The following is a 17,140-nucleotide window of genomic DNA, read 5'->3' as shown; positions in this document are numbered from 1 at the left end:
ATTATGCATTGCGTAGACGCAGCAAATCTGGAGGCGTTGCTTCTTCTGTGAGACGCGCAATCGCCTCATCCAGTGTCATCGATTCCTGATCGCGCGAACCCAGACGGCGCATATTGACCGTCTTTTCTTCCGCTTCACGCATACCGCAAACGAGAATGACCGGAACCTTCTGAACCGAATGTTCACGGACCTTGTAGTTGATCTTCTCGTTGCGAACGTCAGTCACAACCTGCAGGCCAGCAGCCTTAAGCTTAGCTGCAACTTCAGCAGCATAACCGTCAGCTTCGGATGTGATGGTTGCTACAACGACCTGAATTGGCGCGAACCATAGTGGCATGTGACCAGCGAAGTTTTCGATCAAAATGCCGAGGAAACGCTCCATCGAACCGCAGATCGCGCGATGGATCATAACCGGCTGGGTCTTTTCCGAGTTGCTGTCGATGTAGAATGCGCCGAACCGTTCTGGCAGGTTGAAGTCAACCTGTGTCGTTCCGCACTGCCATTCGCGACCGATCGCATCTTTCAGCGTATATTCGAACTTTGGACCGTAGAAGGCACCTTCACCCGGCAGAATGCCGGTCTTGATGTCATCCGACTGTTCCTTGATCTGCTCAAGAACCGTCATCATCACGCTTTCGGCGCGATCCCATAATTCGTCAGAACCGACGCGTTTTTCAGGGCGTGTTGAAAGCTTGATCGTGATCTCCTTGAAGCCAAAATCCTTATAGACCGACAAGATAAGATCATTGATACGCAAGCATTCGGCAGCCATCTGTTCTTCAGTGCAGAACACATGCGCGTCGTCCTGTGTGAAGCCGCGAACGCGCATCAGACCATGCAAAGCACCCGAAGGTTCGTAGCGGTGCACATTGCCGAACTCTGCAAGCTTTATAGGCAGATCGCGGTAAGACTTAAGACCATGCTTAAATATCTGTACGTGACCCGGGCAGTTCATTGGCTTCAACGCAAACACGCGGTCATCGTCGGTGTCATCACCGGCAACTGTGACCTTGAACATGTTGTCACGATACCAGCCCCAGTGACCGGAAGTTTCCCAAAGTGACTTATCCAGCACCTGCGGTGCGTTCACTTCCTGATAGCCATGGCTGTCGAGACGACGACGCATATAGGCCACAAGCGTCTGGAACATGCGCCAGCCTTTGGCGTGCCAGAAGACAACGCCCGGACCTTCTTCCTGGAAATGGAACAGATCCATTTCGCGGCCAAGACGGCGGTGATCGCGTTTTTCGGCTTCTTCAAGCATATGAAGATAAGCGTTGAGATCGGCGTCATTGGCAAATGCTGTTCCGTAAATGCGGGTCAGCATTGGATTGTTTGAATCGCCGCGCCAGTAAGCACCAGCAACTTTCATCAGCTTGAAAGAGTTGCCGATTTGGCCTGTGGACGCCATATGCGGGCCACGGCAAAGATCGAACCATTCGCCCTGATTGTAGATCTTGAGATCCTGACCTTCAGCAATCGCATCGACGAGTTCAACCTTATAGCTCTCGCCCTTATCGGCAAAAACCTGCTTAGCCTTTTCGCGCGACCAGATCTGCTTGGTAAACGGCTTGTTGCGCTGAATGATTTCGCGCATTTTCTTTTCAATCACCGGCAGATCATCGGGCGTGAAAGGTTCATTACGCGCAAAGTCGTAATAAAAACCATTCTCGATAACCGGACCAATCGTAACCTGTGTGCCCGGGAAAAGCTCCTGCACGGCTTCTGCAAGAACGTGTGCCGTATCATGACGGATCAGTTCGAGCGCGCGCGGGTCTTCGCGGGTCAGAATTTCAATTGCACCGGAAGCGCCAAGCGGATCAGACAGATCGCGCACGGTGCCATCTACGGCGTAAGCCACGGCTTTTTTTGCGAGTGATTTGGAGATTGATTCAGCTAACTCGAAACCGGTTGTTGCGGCATCATATTCGCGCACCGATCCATCAGGAAACTGCATGGAAACATTCGACATCGTATTGTCCTTATCCAGTCCCGCCAACGATTGCGGGTGGTTAGTCATGAAACGATCCTGCTTTGAATTGGCAGAACCATCTATATGTTGCTTACACAACAGGAAATGAAGACCGGCTAATAATCTTTTTTGGCCATTACGTAAAGCAAAAGCACCGTGGCAAACTGCATCACGGTGCTTTCAGGACGTCTTAAATCTGGCTGAAATCAGTTGCGAATAGCCAAACACGGAACGCCCTGCAATTTAAGCTGGGTGCAGGTTTTTTGCGCAGCATCGGAATCTTTAAAGCCGGTAAAGCGAACGCGATAAAGCTTGCGACCACGCGGTGCGGTCGAAATCTCAGCTTTGGTGCCCGGCACCAATCGATCTACAACTGGCAAATATTTCGCCTGCAACTCGTCCGCACCTTTGCGCGATGGAGTCATGCCGACCTGAACACGCCATGGCGACGCTGCAGGATTGACCAGAAAACCACCATCGCCCTGCTCTATCTTGGAATCATCGATCATATCCGAGACGGCATCTTCTTTTGGCTCAGGCGTCTTAATCTGTGTGACGATTGGTAAAGCGTTTTCAATCGGCGCAGCAAAGGCAGTTAACTCACGCCCTGCAAATCCGGCACCTTCTGTGCCAAAACGCGTCAGGAGCTTCGACATGCGATCATCACGCTCACGTGAGGATCCGGCTCCGAGAACGACACCAACAAGATGCTTGTTATTGATGATTGCAGATGAAACCAGATTATAGCCAGAGACGTCAGTATATCCGGTCTTAATGCCGTCAACGCCCTGATAACGATACATCAGATTGTTATGGCCGTTAAATAGGCGACCTTTATATTCAAACGAACGCTGCGAAAAAAGCGCATATTCCTGCGGAAAGTCGCGACGCAGCGACATTCCAAGCACCGCCATATCGCGCGCCGTTGTCAGCTGTGGCAAATGCCCTGTCAAACCCGATGGGTTGACGAAATAAGTGCTCTTCATGCCAAGGTTTCGGGCTTTTTGCGTCATAAGGCGTCCGAAACCTGCTTCCGAACCGCCGAGATACTCACCCATAACTGTCGCAGCATCATTGGCCGATACAATAATCATGCCATTGATAGCGTCACGTACAGAAATCGTCTCGCCGGGTTTGAGATAAAGCTTCATGCGGACTTTCGCCGAAGCATTTTTTGTCACCGGCATTTCGTCATCCCAATGGATACGACCAGTCTTCAATGCTTCAAATGCCAAATAGAGCGTCATCATTTTTGCCAGCGATGCTGGCGCGTGTTGCTCAGTTGCTCCGTCCTGCCCCACCACGACGCCCGTATCCGCATCAAATACGACCCAAGAAACATTGGCCATGGCGCTGGTTGCACAGAAAACACTGGCAGAAAGCGCAACACCGGCAATAAGCTGGGCGATGCGGGAGGACGATTTATGCATGATGGCTCGCAAGACTAGAAAACACGATGCAAATGCAGCTGAAATGCGGCGTCAAAAAGACGTTGGTTAAAACTGGTTTGCGTTTCCCGATAAAACAGAATTATCATTAACGAATTCTAATCAGCGCAAAATTCATCAACAGATTTTACAAAAGAATTTAATTTTTCGGTGACGAAACGCGCCAATAGCGCCACGGCAAATACCAACGATAATGGTTAGATAATTCTCTCGGCACTGGATCAAAGCCGTGGGTACCCATCGGGCCACAACGCATGATCCGCAAAAGCCCCATCCAACTGCCATTCCACAGACCATATCGAGCCACAGATTCGTAGGTATATTCGGAACAGGTTGGCATATGGCGGCACGAATTACCTATGAAGGAAGAAAGTGTGAGCTGATATAATCGTATCAAACTTGTACCCAGCACCCTGCCCGGCGTTTTGCGCCACGGATCGCTGAAGTTGCGGGTCTGACGTTTTTTTCGTGTATCGGCATCACCCGTGTGATGTTTCCCGCAACCACACATCAGGCGGCTTGCACCTTTTCTTCGATTTGGCGAATGCAATCGACAACAGCATCAAACGTCAGAAGTGTCGAAGCGTGACGCGCCTTGTACTCGCGTACCGGCTCAAAATATTTTAAATCCTCAAATCGGCCTTCCGGAGCAGGACCGTTTTCCTTCAGCATCGCATACATTGAATCGCGCACTGCCCTTAACTCTTCAGACGTACAACCGATTACATACCGTGCCATAACCGACGATGACGCCTGCCCCAATGCGCAGGCTTTTACCTCATGTGCAAAGCCCGTAACCACACCATCATGCATCTTAAGATAGACTGTGAGGGTGGAACCGCACAATTTTGAGTGAACGGTTGCCACCGCATCCGGGTCCGCAATGCGGCCAAGCTTTTCAATATTCCCTGCAAATTCAAGGATACGTTTATTATAAACATCGTCGATCATTGAGACAAACCTTCTGCCTTGCCGGATAAATACGTAAAATTGTCGCCCGGTTACGGTTTGAAGTTGCATTTTGCGCTCTATATAATAGGCAAGTCGCGACTGCGCCATGGTCAGATTATCACATGGTTATGAAGTCGCAGAATTTCCTGTCCGGCAGCTTGGTGTTGTCGGATCAATACACCGCACGCTCGGACCTCTCATGACTGAGCGCATCGTTGTATTGTCCGTTTAACTCGTCTCCTCTTTGAAGGAGACTACTGGAGAATAACGATGGACGCGCGCATCAAAAAAATCCGTGACGAATCTATTGCATCAACACAATTGCAAAAGCCAACGCAGGCTGAAGCAGAGGCCGCGGTGCGCACCCTCCTTCTCTGGGCAGGAGATAATCCGGATCGCGAAGGTCTGCTTGATACACCGAAGCGAGTAGTGAAGTCCTATAGCGAGCTTTTTGGCGGTTATGCCGAAAGCCCTGAAGAGGTGCTTGGCACCACCTTTGAAGAAGTATCCGGCTATGACGATATGGTGCTGGTTAAGGATATTTCGTTCTTCTCGCATTGCGAACATCATATGGTACCGATCATCGGCAAGGCGCATGTCGCTTATCTGCCGAATGGAAAAGTGCTTGGTCTGTCCAAAATCGCACGTGTTGTTGATATTTTTGCCCGTCGCCTGCAAACGCAGGAAAGCATAACGGCGCAAATCGCTGACAGCATTCAACGCATTTTGAAGCCACGCGGCGTTGCGGTATTGATTGATGCTGAGCATATGTGCATGGCGATGCGTGGCATCCGCAAGCAAGGTGCAAGCACAATCACCACGACCTTTACCGGCGACTATAAGACAGACGTGAACGAACAGGTTCGTTTCATGTCCCTTATTCGTAAGTAACTATATTATCAGGCGCAAAAATGAGCAGTTTTCCAGCACAGCCTTCCGACAAGAAGGCAATTGAAGAAGGTGCGGTTTTCATGCCGCGCTTTGACGCTTCCGGCCTTATCACTGCAGTCGTCACTGACGCACAGGATGGCGAGTTGTTGATGGTTGCGCATATGAATGACGAAGCGTTGCGCCTGACGCTTGAAACCGGAATCGCTCATTACTGGTCGCGCTCGCGATCCAAGCTTTGGAGAAAAGGCGAGACCTCCGGTAATCTGCAAAGCGTGATAGAACTGCGCACCGATTGCGATCAGGACGCGCTGTGGCTGAAAGTTCGCGTTGCTGGTGATGGTCCAACCTGCCACACAGGACGCCGCTCGTGTTTTTACCGACAGGTTCAGTCCGAAAATGGTCAGGTTAGCCTTTCGATTGAAGGCTCCTGCGATCACGATCACTAGAGCGCGCCCAGAAAACCACTTCGCACCTTTCGTGATGCGCTTCAATTTTTCCGAACCGTTATTTTTAACATTTATTGTTTCGCTACAGTGTTTTGATAAACTCACCGAAACAAGAGGTGTTGATCGATATGTTCCCTTGGGGTCAAAAGCGTAAAGCAGCCAGTTCGCAGCCTTTGAACATCGAAGGTGCCGAAATCGCCAAGCCTCAAGCCCGACCTGAGCCACGACGAATCGCACTCGCATTAGGCGGCGGCGCAGCACGCGGCTGGGCTCATATCGGCGTACTTCGCGCTCTTGATGAAGCGGGTATCGAAATCGAAATGATCGCCGGCACATCAATCGGCGCACTGGTCGGCGGTTGCTATCTTGCAGGGAAGCTCGATCAGCTGGAAGAGTTTGCACGTAGCTTAACACGACGACGCATGTTCAACCTCCTGGACATAACCTTGCGCGGCAGCGGCCTTTTCGGTGGCATGAAGCTTGATAGCCGAATGCGCGAACACCTTGATGGTCTGCGTCTCGAAGATCTTGACCGACCTTTTGTGGCCGTATGCACAGAATTGCGCACAGGTCATGAAATCTGGCTCTCAACGGGGCCTCTGGTTGAGGCCATGCGTGCATCCTATGCCCTGCCCGGCATATTCGAGCCGGTTCGCTGGCAGGAACGCGTTCTCGTTGATGGAACCCTCGTCAATCCCGTGCCGGTATCTGTCTGTCGCGCTTATGAACAGCGCTTAGTGCTAGCTGTGAATTTGCATTACGATCAGTTCGGACGTGCCGCTGTTATCAAACACGCACAATCACATCCCGACACGTTAAGCGAGATGATTCATGGCGGAAATGAAGGCCGCCTTGGTATTACCGGCGTTATGATGGAAGCCTTCAACATCATTCAGGACCGCATTTCCCGCGCTCGTATGGCTGGTGATCCGCCTGATGTCTCCTTGATGCCAACTGTTGGGCAAATCGGCCTTGCAGACTTTCACCGCGCCTCTGAAGCAATAGACATTGGTTATGCGGAAACAGTGAAACGATTGGAAGATATCAGGCGCCTACAGAGCATAAGTGCTTAATAATTCGATATTTCACCGATATTTCAAAAAAGATTGAAACTCGCTAAAGAATAGGCTTGTGCCTGTCGGATCGATTTGCTAGATGGCTCCTCGCTGACATTGTTCAGCTTCTACCACACAGTGCGGTCGTGGCGGAATTGGTAGACGCGCAGCGTTGAGGTCGCTGTGGGGCAACCCGTGGAAGTTCGAGTCTTCTCGACCGCACCATTCTTTCCCAAAATATATTGATCTGTTTGTATCGAAGCTTTGCTATCTGGTTTACTCCAGATGATGCGAAGCTTTTTTGTATTTTAAATCATGTATTTAAGAGTTTGATAAATTAATTTCATTCAATTGTTATGAACTTGAAGAATGGCCTTGTGCAGTCGAAATTGTTTTGCTAAATGCCCTCTCGCTGACATTGTTCAGCTTCTACCACACAGTGCGGTCGTGGCGGAATTGGTAGACGCGCAGCGTTGAGGTCGCTGTGGGGCAACCCGTGGAAGTTCGAGTCTTCTCGACCGCACCATTCTCTTCCCTGAGACAAATTAGATTTTTTGCGCTGCAGCAATGAATAGTTTCTCGAATTTGAGATGTTATCCAACCTGCTAAAATGCTTTATTGCATCATGCAGACGCCAATCAACGATGGGAAGAAACAATGAAAATCAGCGCACGCAATCGCCTCAAAGGCACAATCGTCGATGTCACCAAGGGTGCAACCACGGCGCATATCCGTATTGATATTGGAAATGGTGTCGTTGTTACCTCGTCAATCACCAATGAAGCCGTTGATGAGCTTGATCTCAAGGTCGGTAAAACCGCCTATGCCGTCGTCAAAGCGTCAGATGTGATGGTCGCCACCGACGACTAATTCAATAAAAAACCCGCATTAAGCGGGTTTTTTATTATATATTATTCTTATGCTCGCCCAGTTTCGGTGATCGCCTGTCGAGCTTCAGTTCGGCGTCCGAGAATCGAATTGGCGTACGCAAGCCCGGCACACCATCGGGATCGATTCTCATCTGCCGCGCGATGAATTGTGGATCGGCAAACACATCTTCAACCGTGTTGATCGGCCCGGCGGGCACCCCTGCCTTAGCAAGCGTTGCCAGAAGATCATCCCGTAACCATTGCGTTGTACGCTCTTCAAGCATTGCTGTCAGTGCATCGCGATTGGCGACGCGCAATGCATTGGTGAGGAAGCGGGAATCGCGGGCGATTTCACCGATTCCCAGCAAAGCCGTCAGTTTTGCAAACTGCCCGTCATTGCCGCAGGCGATAATGAAATAACCGTCCGATACAGGCAGCGTCTGATAAGGCGCGATATTTGGATGCGCATTGCCCATACGCTTGGGCGAAACGCCGGACGCCAGATAATTCATCGCCTGATTGGCAAGAACCGCCGACATGCAATCAAACAGCGCCATATCGATATGCTGCCCCTTACCTGTGCGCTCACGCATGATGAGTGCCGACTGGATAGCGATGATGCTGTAAAGCCCAGTGAAAATGTCTGCGAAAGCCACCCCAATCTTCTGCGGTTGCCCATCCGGCTCGCCAGTCAAATCCATGATGCCCCCCATGCCCTGGATCATGAAATCATAACCTGCACGTTCTGCATAAGGCCCGGTGTGGCCAAAACCCGTGATTGAGCAATAGATCAACCTCGGATTGATTGCTTTCAGGCTTTCATAGTCGAGGCCGTATTTATCAAGACCGCCGAGCTTGAAATTCTCAATTACCACATCCGCATCGGCAACCAGCTTGCGCACAAGCTCCCTGCCCTCATCAGAGCGAAAATCAGCAATAATCGATTGCTTGCCACGATTACAGGCGTGGAAATAGGCTGCCGATTTTTCGCCTTCAACCTCGATAAATGGCGGCCCCCATGTGCGGGTGTCGTCACCTTCAGGGCTTTCGACCTTGATGACGTCGGCACCAAGGTCGGACAGTGTCTGTCCGACCCATGGACCTGCCAAAATGCGGGCCAGCTCAATGACTTTAAGACCCGCAAGCGGTGTATTTTGCATTTCTCAAAACCTTTTCGAGCGATCAGAGCGTGTTGCGCTTAATTGTAGCCACCACGCTCGCTCTATTCCTTTGTTTTGAAGCATGTCTTTATCCCAAACCGGTTCCCACTTTTGGGAGACATGCTTTAGAAGAACGCCTGAATTCCGGTCTGCGCACGTCCGAGAATCAGCGCATGAACATCATGCGTACCCTCATAGGTGTTGACGGTTTCAAGATTTTGCGCGTGGCGCATGACGTGATATTCGATCTGAATACCGTTGCCGCCATGCATGTCGCGAGCCTGGCGCGCAATATCGAGCGCCTTGCCGCAATTGTTGCGCTTAACAATGGAAATCATCTCAGGTGCCATTTTGCCTTCGTCAAACAGACGACCAACACGAAGCGACGCCTGCAAGCCAAGCGTGATTTCTGTCTGCATATCGGCAAGCTTCTTCTGATAAAGCTGCGTGCCGGCCAGCGGCTTGTCGAACTGCTTGCGATCAAGACCATACTGACGTGCGCGGAACCAGCAATCTTCTGCCGCGCCCAGCACACCCCATGAAATGCCATAGCGTGCACGGTTGAGACAGCCGAACGGACCCTTAAGGCCCGATACATTCGGCAACAATGCATCTTCCGATACTTCCACGCCATCCATAACGATTTCGCCAGTGATCGACGCACGCAACGAAAGCTTTCCACCAATCTTGGGGGCAGAAAGACCCTTCATGCCCTTTTCAAGCACAAAACCACGGATCGCACCGTCATGGGCAGTCGACTTGGCCCAGACCACGAAAACGTCGGCAATCGGCGAATTGGAAATCCACATTTTTGAACCGCTGATGCGATAGCCGCCATCAATCTTATCGGCGCGGGTTTTCATGCCAGCAGGATCAGAACCGGCATCAGGCTCAGTCAGACCAAAGCAGCCGATCAATTCGCCGGAAACCAGACCCGGCAGATATTTTTTGCGCTGTTCGTCGGAGCCATAAGCATAGATCGGATACATGACGAGCGACGACTGAACACTCATCATCGAACGATAACCGGAATCGATTCGCTCAACTTCGCGTGCCACCAGACCATAGGAAACATAACCAGCATTGGCCGCGCCGTATTCCTCGGGAAGCGTTACACCAAGAAGGCCAGCATGCCCCATCAGACGAAACAGATCCGGATCTGTCGTTTCATCAAGATAAGCTTTTTCAATGCGCGGCAACAGAACATCGCTCGCGAAAGCCTGCGCCGAGTCGCGGATCATCCGCTCGTCTTCGGTCAGCTGCTCATCAAGCAGAAACGGATCTTCCCAGTTAAATGCGGCACGCGACATCAATAATCTCCTCAAATTCGGTTAGCGAGACTATGGCGCAGCATTATCCGACATGCAATTTACGTTTACTCATCGATCTATTCCATTTAGTAATAGATGATGATTTCACTTTCGAGACGCCTGCTTCCATCCACGAGCGCGCTTGCAGCCTTTGATGCAGTGGCGCGACACGAGAGCTTTTCGAGCGCTGCGGAAGAGCTGTCTTTAACGCAAGGTGCAGTTAGTCGTCAGATCGCTTTGCTGGAAGAACAGCTTGGCGCCGTGCTGTTTGATCGCACCAGCCGCCATGTCATGCTGACAGACGCCGGACGCGCCTATCTTCATGCAATAAGTCCTGCCCTTGCCTCTATTCGTGCAGCCTCATTGCAGGTCATGTCACAAATGCGTGGGACAACGCTCAATCTTGCATTTCTGCCGACCTTTGGCACCCGTTGGCTGATCCCGAGAATCCCGCGTTTTGTCGCGCAATATCCGGATATTATTTTGAATTTTGCCACCCGCATTGGCCAGTTCGACTTTGAACGCGAGGGCCTTGATGCGGCAATCCATATTGGCCAACCGGACTGGCCGAATGCCGATTGTACATTTTTGATGGAGGAAACGGTTGCGCCTGTTTGCAGTCCAGCTTTTCTGAAACAGCACGCCATCACCGAGCCGAATGACCTGTTGCGCCTGCCACTTTTCAACATGGCATCACGCCCCGGCGCATGGAGCCACTGGTTCAAAAGCCTTAATATTGCGGCGCCCGTAGCAAGCGGAATGCGCTTCGAGCAGTTCTCAAATGTTTCTCAGGCTTGCGTCGCAGGTCTTGGGATTGCACTGATGCCGCTATTTTTGATCAGTGCCGAAATTGAAAGCGGGCAGCTTGTGGTGGCTTATCAGCACACAGTCAAAAGTCCGAGCAGCTATTACTTTGTGACACCGCAGGCGCGTGCAAATACGCCTGCAGTCAAAGCTTTCCGCGATTGGCTTCTTACTGAGGTCAATCGCGAGTTCGATCCTCACGCCATCGAGTTGCTGACAATCTCATAAGAACGAAGACGCTTCTGATGGTCATAGATCATGCCCGTCACCATCAATTCATCCGCACCAGTGCGTTCGGCAAATTCACGAATGCCCTTGTCGACTGTTTCAGGACCACCCACGACACGACATGAGAGCATCTGGCGAACCAGTGCCTGCGCTGACGGATCGAGCTGCTCCTGATAACCTGCGACAGGCGCAGGCAACTTGCCCGGACGGCCGCTGCGCAAGTTCACAAATGCCTGCAATTGCGACGTGAACAGATGATGTGCTTCTTCATCGGTATCCGCTGCAATGACATTAAGCCCAAGCATGACATAAGGCTTCTGCAGATATTCGGACGGCTCAAATCGTTCGCGATAAAGCTCTACAGCGCGTTCCATGTCAGCCGGTGCAAAATGGGAGGCGAAGCCATAAGGCAGTCCCAGCATCGCAGCCAATTGCGCGCCAAACAGACTCGAACCGAGGATCCAGACCGGGACATTAAGCCCCGCGCCCGGCACGGCCTGAACGCGCTGGGCGGGATCGGCTGGCTTGAAATAATTGAGAAGTTCCACGACATCGCGCGGAAAGTCATTGGCGCTGCTTTCAAGATTCCGGCGAAGCGCATGTGCCGTCAGCTGATCCGTGCCTGGCGCACGCCCAAGGCCCAAATCGATACGACCCGGAAACAGCGAAGCCAGCGTGCCGAACTGTTCGGCGATTACCAATGGCGAATGGTTCGGCAACATGATGCCGCCTGCACCAACGCGAATGGTGGACGTGCCCGCTGCTACATGGCCGATGACGACCGAGGTAGCCGCACTGGCAATACCGGGCATGTTGTGATGCTCGGCCAGCCAATAGCGTGTGAAGCCAAGCTTTTCAGCCTGTTGCGCAAGCTCTAGCGTGTTGCGCAGAGACTGTCCTGCATCGCTGCCTTCAGGGACGGGTGAAAGATCGAGTACGGATAAAGGTATCATGCTAGCTCATATGGTGTGGAACAGTTGGAATGCAAATTGATCCCAACAAAAAGGGCGGCCCACATGTGGCCGCCCTTAATCTTATTATTCAATACAAGTTTCAGTGATGGGATGCAGTCGCCGGCTCTTTGCCATCTTCCTGCGATGGCAAATACTCGCCTTCCACATCCTTCTTGGCGATGAACGTATAGAACATCGGCACCACGAACAGCGTGAAGATCGTACCGATGGTGATGCCAGTGAAGATCACCAAGCCCATCGAGTAACGTGCTGCCGCACCCGCGCCGCTTGCCATGATCAGCGGCACAACACCCAGCGCCATTGCAGCCGTAGTCATGAGAATCGGACGCAGGCGTGTTTCTGCGGAAAGAATGATCGCCTCACGACGCGAATGACCATGCAGACGACGCTGCTGATTGGCGAATTCCACCATCAGAATACCGTGCTTGGTTATCAGCCCCACAAGTGTAATCAGACCGACCTGCGTGTAGATGTTGAGCGTTCCAAGACCAAGGTTCAGCGGAACAATCGCGCCGAAGATCGAAAGCGGAACCGACATCATGATGATGAACGGATCGCGGAAGCTTTCGAACTGCGCCGCAAGCACCAGATAAATCACGATAACGGCAAGGCCGAAGGCGATCATAATCGTGTTACCCTGCTCGACTTCCAGACGCGACTGTCCGGAATAATCGAGGAAGAAGCCTTCCGGCATCTTCTGCTGCGCCAGATTCACGAGCGTTTGCAGGCCCTGACCTGTTGTGACGCTCGGCATTGGCAAAGCAGAAATCGTCGCCGAGTTGAGCTGGTTGAACTGCTCAATAGCGGCAGGCGAAGCATTCTGCTTGATTTCAATGACCGACGACAGCGGAACCATTTCGCCAGAAACACTGCGAACAAAGAATTCGCCGAGTTTTTCCGGTGTCGAGCGATAAGCATCGGGCACCTGAGTGATGACGTCATAGCTGTTGGAATCACGGTCGAACTGCGCAATTTTTGCACCGCCCGTCAAAAGACCAAGCGTCGAACCGATATCGCTGACCTGAACACCAAGCGTCGCAGCACGGTCACGATCAATGGTGATCGTCGTTTGGGGTGCATTATAAGACATCGAGTTCTGAACGATGATGAACTGACCCGATGCTTGTGCTTCGTTCTTGATTTCTTCGGCCAGTTCAAACACCTGACTGGATGGTCCGGTTGACTGAAGTGCAATCGAGATCGGCAGACCACCACCAGCACCCGGCAGTGACGGAGGCGCAAAAATGAATGCGTCTACGCCAGCAACCTTTGTCAGTTTCGCAGTCAGGTCTTCCTGAATTTGCTTTTGCGAGCGTGTCCGTTCGGACCAGTCCTTCAGAACCCAAAGCGCAATACCGGACGTTGTACCGCCATCCATGCCAACGATCTGGAAACGAGTATCCAGTTCAGGCAGGTCCTTGGTCAGACTGTCGATCTGTTCTGCATAGAGGTTGGTGTAAGCAGAGGTCGCATATTGCGGAGCCTGAAACATCGAGAACAGCGCGCCTGAATCTTCTTCAGGAGCCAGTTCGCTCGACGTGTTGACAAACAGGAAGCCTGTCAGACCAACAAGAGCAATAACGATCATCAGTGTAATCGGGCGGTAGTTCAGCGAGCCCGATACCATGCCATGATACCACTTTTCGAGCTTCTTGAAATTCCGGTCGATGAATTGCTGGAACCGCGACGCTTCGCCATGCTTGAGCATGCGTGCGCACATCATCGGCGAGATCGTCAAAGCGGCGACACCGGATATGATAACCGCGCCCGCAAGCGTGAAGGCGAACTCGCGGAACAGCGATCCGGTCAAACCACCGGTAAAGCCAAGAGGTGCGAACACAGCAGCCAACGTAATCGTCATCGCGATAATGGAGCCGGTAATTTCCTTCATACCCTTGAAGGCCGCATCCATAGGACGCAATCCTTCTTCGATATGTCGGTGAATATTCTCCAGAACCACAATCGCGTCATCGACCACCAGACCAATCGCCAACACCATCGCAAGCAGCGACAGGAGGTTGATGGAAAAGCCGAGGATATAAAGAAAGAAGCAAACGCCAATCAGCGAAATCGGGATCGTCACAATCGGAATAAGAACCGAGCGGAACGAGCCGAGGAAGACGATGATAACCAGAATAACGATTGCGACAGCTTCACCGATGGTGGTGAAAACTTCACTGATCGACGAGCTGATCTGCTCGGTCGCGTCATAAACGAGATCAAGCGTCATACCTTCAGGCAGAGATGCCTGAATAGCTGGCAATTCTTTCTTAAACGCAGTTGCAACATCGATTGGGTTGGCTGACGGCGTTGGGTAAATTGCAAGGAATGTACCGGCAGAACCGTTGAACGAAACAATCGTATCTGTGCTCTTCGCCGCAAGTTCTACCTTAGCAACATCGCGCAGACGAACAATCTGATCGCCCGTCGACTTGATTGGCATTGCGCCAAACGCTTCTGGCGTCTGCAATGTCGATTCAAGCGTGATCGAAGATGCAACATACTCGTTTTTCGTCTGGCCCGGCGCGGACAAGAAGTTCGACGCATTGATCGCGTTGAGCACTTCTGCAGCCGTCACCTGTCGCGCTGCAAGCTGGATCGGATCGATCCAAACGCGCATCGAATAGACCTGACCACCCAGAATTTCAGCCTTCGCCACGCCCTGAACAGTGGAAATACGCGGCTGCATGACGCGTTCCAGATATTCAGTGATCTGTTCGCTGGTCATGTTGGGGTTCTGCGCGGCCAGATACATGGTCGCAAAGCTTTGCCCCGTTCCCTTGACGATCACCGGGTCATCAGATTGCGTTGGCAAATTACCGCGAACCTGATTGACCTTGGCAATCACCTCGGTGAGCGCCGCATCAGGATTGGCGCCAAGCTTCATCTGAACCGTTACCGTGCTCGACGATGGGCGGCTGGACGACGTGACGTAATCGATGTTTTCGGTGGTTGCCACCGATTCAGCAATCGGTGACGTGATAAAGCCCTGAATAAGCTCGGCACTCGCACCCGCATAAGCGGTCGAGACAGTGATAACAGTTTCATCGACTTTCGGATATTCGCGCACAGAAAGCTGTGCGATACCCTGAAGGCCGAGGAGAATGATCATGAGGGCGACCACTGTAGCAAGTACGGGTCGCCGGATGAAAATATCGGAAAAACTCATCTCGCTCGCCTATTACTTGTCAGCTGCAGGGATAGGATTGACTGTGTTGTCAATCGTTACTGTTGTCCCCGCTGAAAGCCGGTTTTGGCCCGCCGTGATCACAACATCTCCAGCCTTGAGGCCATCGTTAATCTGCACAACACCGCCATAACTGCGTCCAATCTTCACGAAAACCTGCTGTGCGACCTGCTTTGCAGCTTCACCTTCAGGAGCCTTGTCGCCTTCTTTTGGCTGTGTGGGACGAACTGCGTAAACATAATCACCGTAAAGGCTGCGAACGACAGACGTCATCGGCAGTGCCAATACATTGTCTTCTTTTGGCAGCTCAACGCGGACCTGAACGAACTGTCCCGGTGTGAGGCGTGGTTCATCATTCTGAACTTCAGCGCGCACCGAAACCAGACGGCTCGAAGGGTCGATTTTTGGATCGATACCGACGATGGTGCCGCTATAATTGAGCTGTTCCATGCTTGGACCAACCTTCACCGGCTGACCGAGCTTAAGCAACGGAAGCGACTGCTCTGGCACCGTGAAATCGATACGCATCTTATCGGTTTCCTGCAGGGTTCCGATAATCGTGCCTGGCGTCAGATATTGCCCAAGATCAACCTTAGGAATACCAATAACGCCGGTGAAAGGCGCTGTTACAGTCTTCTGATCAAGAACAGCCTGCATCTTGGCAACAGCGGCTTGCTTGGCGCTTGCCGCCGCAGCTGTTGTATCAACGTCGGAAACCGCGCCTACGCCACGTGTGCGCAGCGTTTCAGCACGCTTCAAATTTTGGTCTGCAAGCACGGCTTCGGCTTTCGCTGCAACCAGATCAGCCGTCTCAATGCTGTTTTCAAGCTGGAGCAGAACTGTGCCCTGCTTCACTTCCTGATTGGCTTTAAAGTCGATTTTATCAACAATACCGTTGACCTGAACTGTCAGATCAACACCATTGAGCGCGTTGGCCGAACCAATCGCTTCAATGCCTGGCGTCCACGTCGTCGGTTCAAGGGTGATTGTAGAAACCGTCTTAGCCGGTTGCTGCATATTGGCGAAGAAGTCCTTAATCGCCTGCGTTCTGAACAGGTTAAAACCGACGAGCCCCCCCACGACGATCACGAGAAAGATTATTGCCAGAATAAGGCGTTTGATCATTGCGGCTGCACTCCAGGGCGGCTCAAGCGCGTTTCTGCCTCGGCAAAAAATCGCGCGTATTTTACTTGAATGTTTGGATCAAATAACTGTACCGTCTGGACGGTATTGTCAACTATTGAACTGTCAGGAGACCCACAGAATTGACGACAAAAAAGAAGGTCTCTTCGCGCGAACGTATCCTTAAAGCAGCTGTTGAACTCGCTCAGGAAGTCGGTCCCGCGCATATTTCACTCGACGCAGTGGCCGCACGTGCGGGGCTTTCAAAAGGTGGATTGCTCTATTCTTTTCCGACCAAAGCCAAACTTTTGGAAGGCGTGGTCGAAGAATATATGAAGGTGCATGAACACGCGATGGAGGTTCAGGAGAAGCTTCAAAGTGGCGGTAAGAATCAGGTTGCGCGTGCTTTTTTCGATGTTTTTCGCGTCCAGGCAGATGATGAGCCACCAGCAAGCGGCATTCTGGCTGCTCTGGTAGAAAACCCGGACTTCATGATCCCGGTCAGACATTACCACCGCGCGTTGCTCGACCGAATGCTCGAAGATGCATCGGATCGAAATCTCGTGCTGATTACCTATCTAGCAGTTTCCGGCCTCGAATGTGGTCGATTGCTTGATTGTGATATTGTCAGTGACGAAGAGCGACACTCTTTAATTTGTCGATTAGAAACGCTGCTCGAAGCTGGCTAATCGCTGCATATGAAAAACGCGCCCTTTGAGGCGC

15 protein-coding genes and 2 tRNA genes are annotated in these 17,140 nt (G+C 51.8%); 8 read left to right on the top strand and 9 right to left on the bottom strand.

The window, feature by feature from the left end; translation table 11 throughout:
- Nucleotide 1 precedes the first annotated feature (1 nt).
- The 4 genes from thrS to J2782_RS03030 form a co-directional block, all read right to left on the bottom strand.
- Nucleotides 2-1,972, bottom strand: a complete 1,971-nt coding sequence (gene thrS, locus J2782_RS03045) for a threonine--tRNA ligase (protein WP_310011049.1) — start codon at nt 1,970-1,972, stop codon at nt 2-4.
- Nucleotides 1,973-2,178: 206 nt separating this feature from the next.
- Entirely contained in the window at nt 2,179-3,402 is a 1,224-nt protein-coding gene (locus J2782_RS03040; RefSeq protein ID WP_310010071.1) for a D-alanyl-D-alanine carboxypeptidase, read from the bottom strand.
- A gap of 157 nt (nt 3,403-3,559) precedes the next feature.
- The gene (gene yidD, locus J2782_RS03035) at nt 3,560-3,931 is read right to left on the bottom strand and encodes a membrane protein insertion efficiency factor YidD (RefSeq protein WP_310010070.1); all 372 of its coding nucleotides are present in this window, start codon (nt 3,929-3,931) and stop codon (nt 3,560-3,562) included.
- Nucleotides 3,931-4,371 (bottom strand): iron-sulfur cluster assembly scaffold protein, encoded by a 441-nt coding sequence (locus J2782_RS03030; protein ID WP_310010069.1) that lies wholly within the window; start codon nt 4,369-4,371, stop codon nt 3,931-3,933. Before J2782_RS03030 ends, yidD begins: the two co-directional genes overlap by 1 nt.
- 270 nt (nt 4,372-4,641) lie before the next feature.
- On the opposite strand from J2782_RS03030, the gene folE reads away from it, so the two are divergent.
- The 6 genes from folE to J2782_RS03000 all read left to right on the top strand — a co-directional run bounded on the left by folE (nt 4,642) and on the right by J2782_RS03000 (nt 7,633).
- Nucleotides 4,642-5,262: a GTP cyclohydrolase I FolE gene (gene folE / locus J2782_RS03025; protein WP_310010068.1), complete on the top strand. Its 621-nt coding sequence runs from the start codon at nt 4,642-4,644 to the stop codon at nt 5,260-5,262.
- 20 nt (nt 5,263-5,282) lie between these two features.
- Nucleotides 5,283-5,708, top strand: a complete 426-nt coding sequence (hisI, locus tag J2782_RS03020) for a phosphoribosyl-AMP cyclohydrolase (RefSeq protein ID WP_310010067.1) — start codon at nt 5,283-5,285, stop codon at nt 5,706-5,708.
- A gap of 128 nt (nt 5,709-5,836) precedes the next feature.
- Nucleotides 5,837-6,781 (top strand): patatin-like phospholipase family protein, encoded by a 945-nt coding sequence (locus J2782_RS03015; protein WP_310010066.1) that lies wholly within the window; start codon nt 5,837-5,839, stop codon nt 6,779-6,781.
- A gap of 122 nt (nt 6,782-6,903) precedes the next feature.
- Nucleotides 6,904-6,988, top strand: a tRNA-Leu gene (locus tag J2782_RS03010).
- Nucleotides 6,989-7,204: 216 nt separating this feature from the next.
- Nucleotides 7,205-7,289, top strand: a tRNA-Leu gene (locus J2782_RS03005).
- Nucleotides 7,290-7,420: 131 nt separating this feature from the next.
- Nucleotides 7,421-7,633 carry a TOBE domain-containing protein gene (locus J2782_RS03000; RefSeq protein ID WP_064320641.1) on the top strand — a complete coding sequence of 71 codons (213 nt, stop codon included), beginning with the start codon at nt 7,421-7,423 and terminating at the stop codon, nt 7,631-7,633.
- Nucleotides 7,634-7,667: 34 nt separating this feature from the next.
- Here J2782_RS03000 and J2782_RS02995 read toward each other — a convergent pair whose 3' ends face one another.
- Nucleotides 7,668-8,792, bottom strand: coding sequence for a CaiB/BaiF CoA transferase family protein (locus J2782_RS02995; RefSeq protein WP_310010065.1), 1,125 nt, complete (start codon nt 8,790-8,792; stop codon nt 7,668-7,670).
- A 125-nt stretch (nt 8,793-8,917) separates the two neighbouring features.
- Nucleotides 8,918-10,102, bottom strand: coding sequence for an acyl-CoA dehydrogenase (locus J2782_RS02990; protein ID WP_310010064.1), 1,185 nt, complete (start codon nt 10,100-10,102; stop codon nt 8,918-8,920).
- 99 nt (nt 10,103-10,201) lie between these two features.
- Here J2782_RS02990 and J2782_RS02985 point away from each other — a divergent pair, with 99 nt between their 5' ends.
- Complete coding sequence (locus tag J2782_RS02985) at nt 10,202-11,134, top strand: LysR family transcriptional regulator (protein ID WP_310011048.1); 933 nt, start codon at nt 10,202-10,204, stop codon at nt 11,132-11,134.
- Here the strand turns inward: J2782_RS02985 and J2782_RS02980 are convergent.
- The 3 genes from J2782_RS02980 to J2782_RS02970 form a co-directional block, all read right to left on the bottom strand.
- On the bottom strand, nt 11,104-12,087 hold the full coding sequence (locus J2782_RS02980) for an LLM class flavin-dependent oxidoreductase (protein ID WP_285534707.1): 984 nt from the start codon (nt 12,085-12,087) through the stop codon (nt 11,104-11,106). The genes J2782_RS02985 and J2782_RS02980 overlap by 31 nt on opposite strands.
- A 100-nt stretch (nt 12,088-12,187) precedes the next feature.
- A complete protein-coding gene (locus J2782_RS02975) occupies nt 12,188-15,277 on the bottom strand; it encodes an efflux RND transporter permease subunit (protein WP_310010063.1) in 3,090 nt (1,029 codons plus the stop codon).
- 12 nt (nt 15,278-15,289) lie between these two features.
- On the bottom strand, nt 15,290-16,420 hold the full coding sequence (locus J2782_RS02970) for an efflux RND transporter periplasmic adaptor subunit (RefSeq protein WP_310010062.1): 1,131 nt from the start codon (nt 16,418-16,420) through the stop codon (nt 15,290-15,292).
- Nucleotides 16,421-16,560: 140 nt separating this feature from the next.
- On the opposite strand from J2782_RS02970, the gene J2782_RS02965 reads away from it, so the two are divergent.
- Nucleotides 16,561-17,106: a TetR/AcrR family transcriptional regulator gene (locus tag J2782_RS02965; protein ID WP_310010061.1), complete on the top strand. Its 546-nt coding sequence runs from the start codon at nt 16,561-16,563 to the stop codon at nt 17,104-17,106.
- The last annotated feature ends 34 nt before the right edge of the window (nt 17,107-17,140 follow it).

This window comes from Brucella pseudogrignonensis (assembly GCF_031454375.1).
GTDB classification, from domain to species: Bacteria; Pseudomonadota; Alphaproteobacteria; order Rhizobiales; family Rhizobiaceae; genus Brucella; species Brucella pseudogrignonensis_A.
Note: the sequence above shows the minus strand (reverse complement) of the source record. Positions and strands in the feature narration are given on the sequence as shown.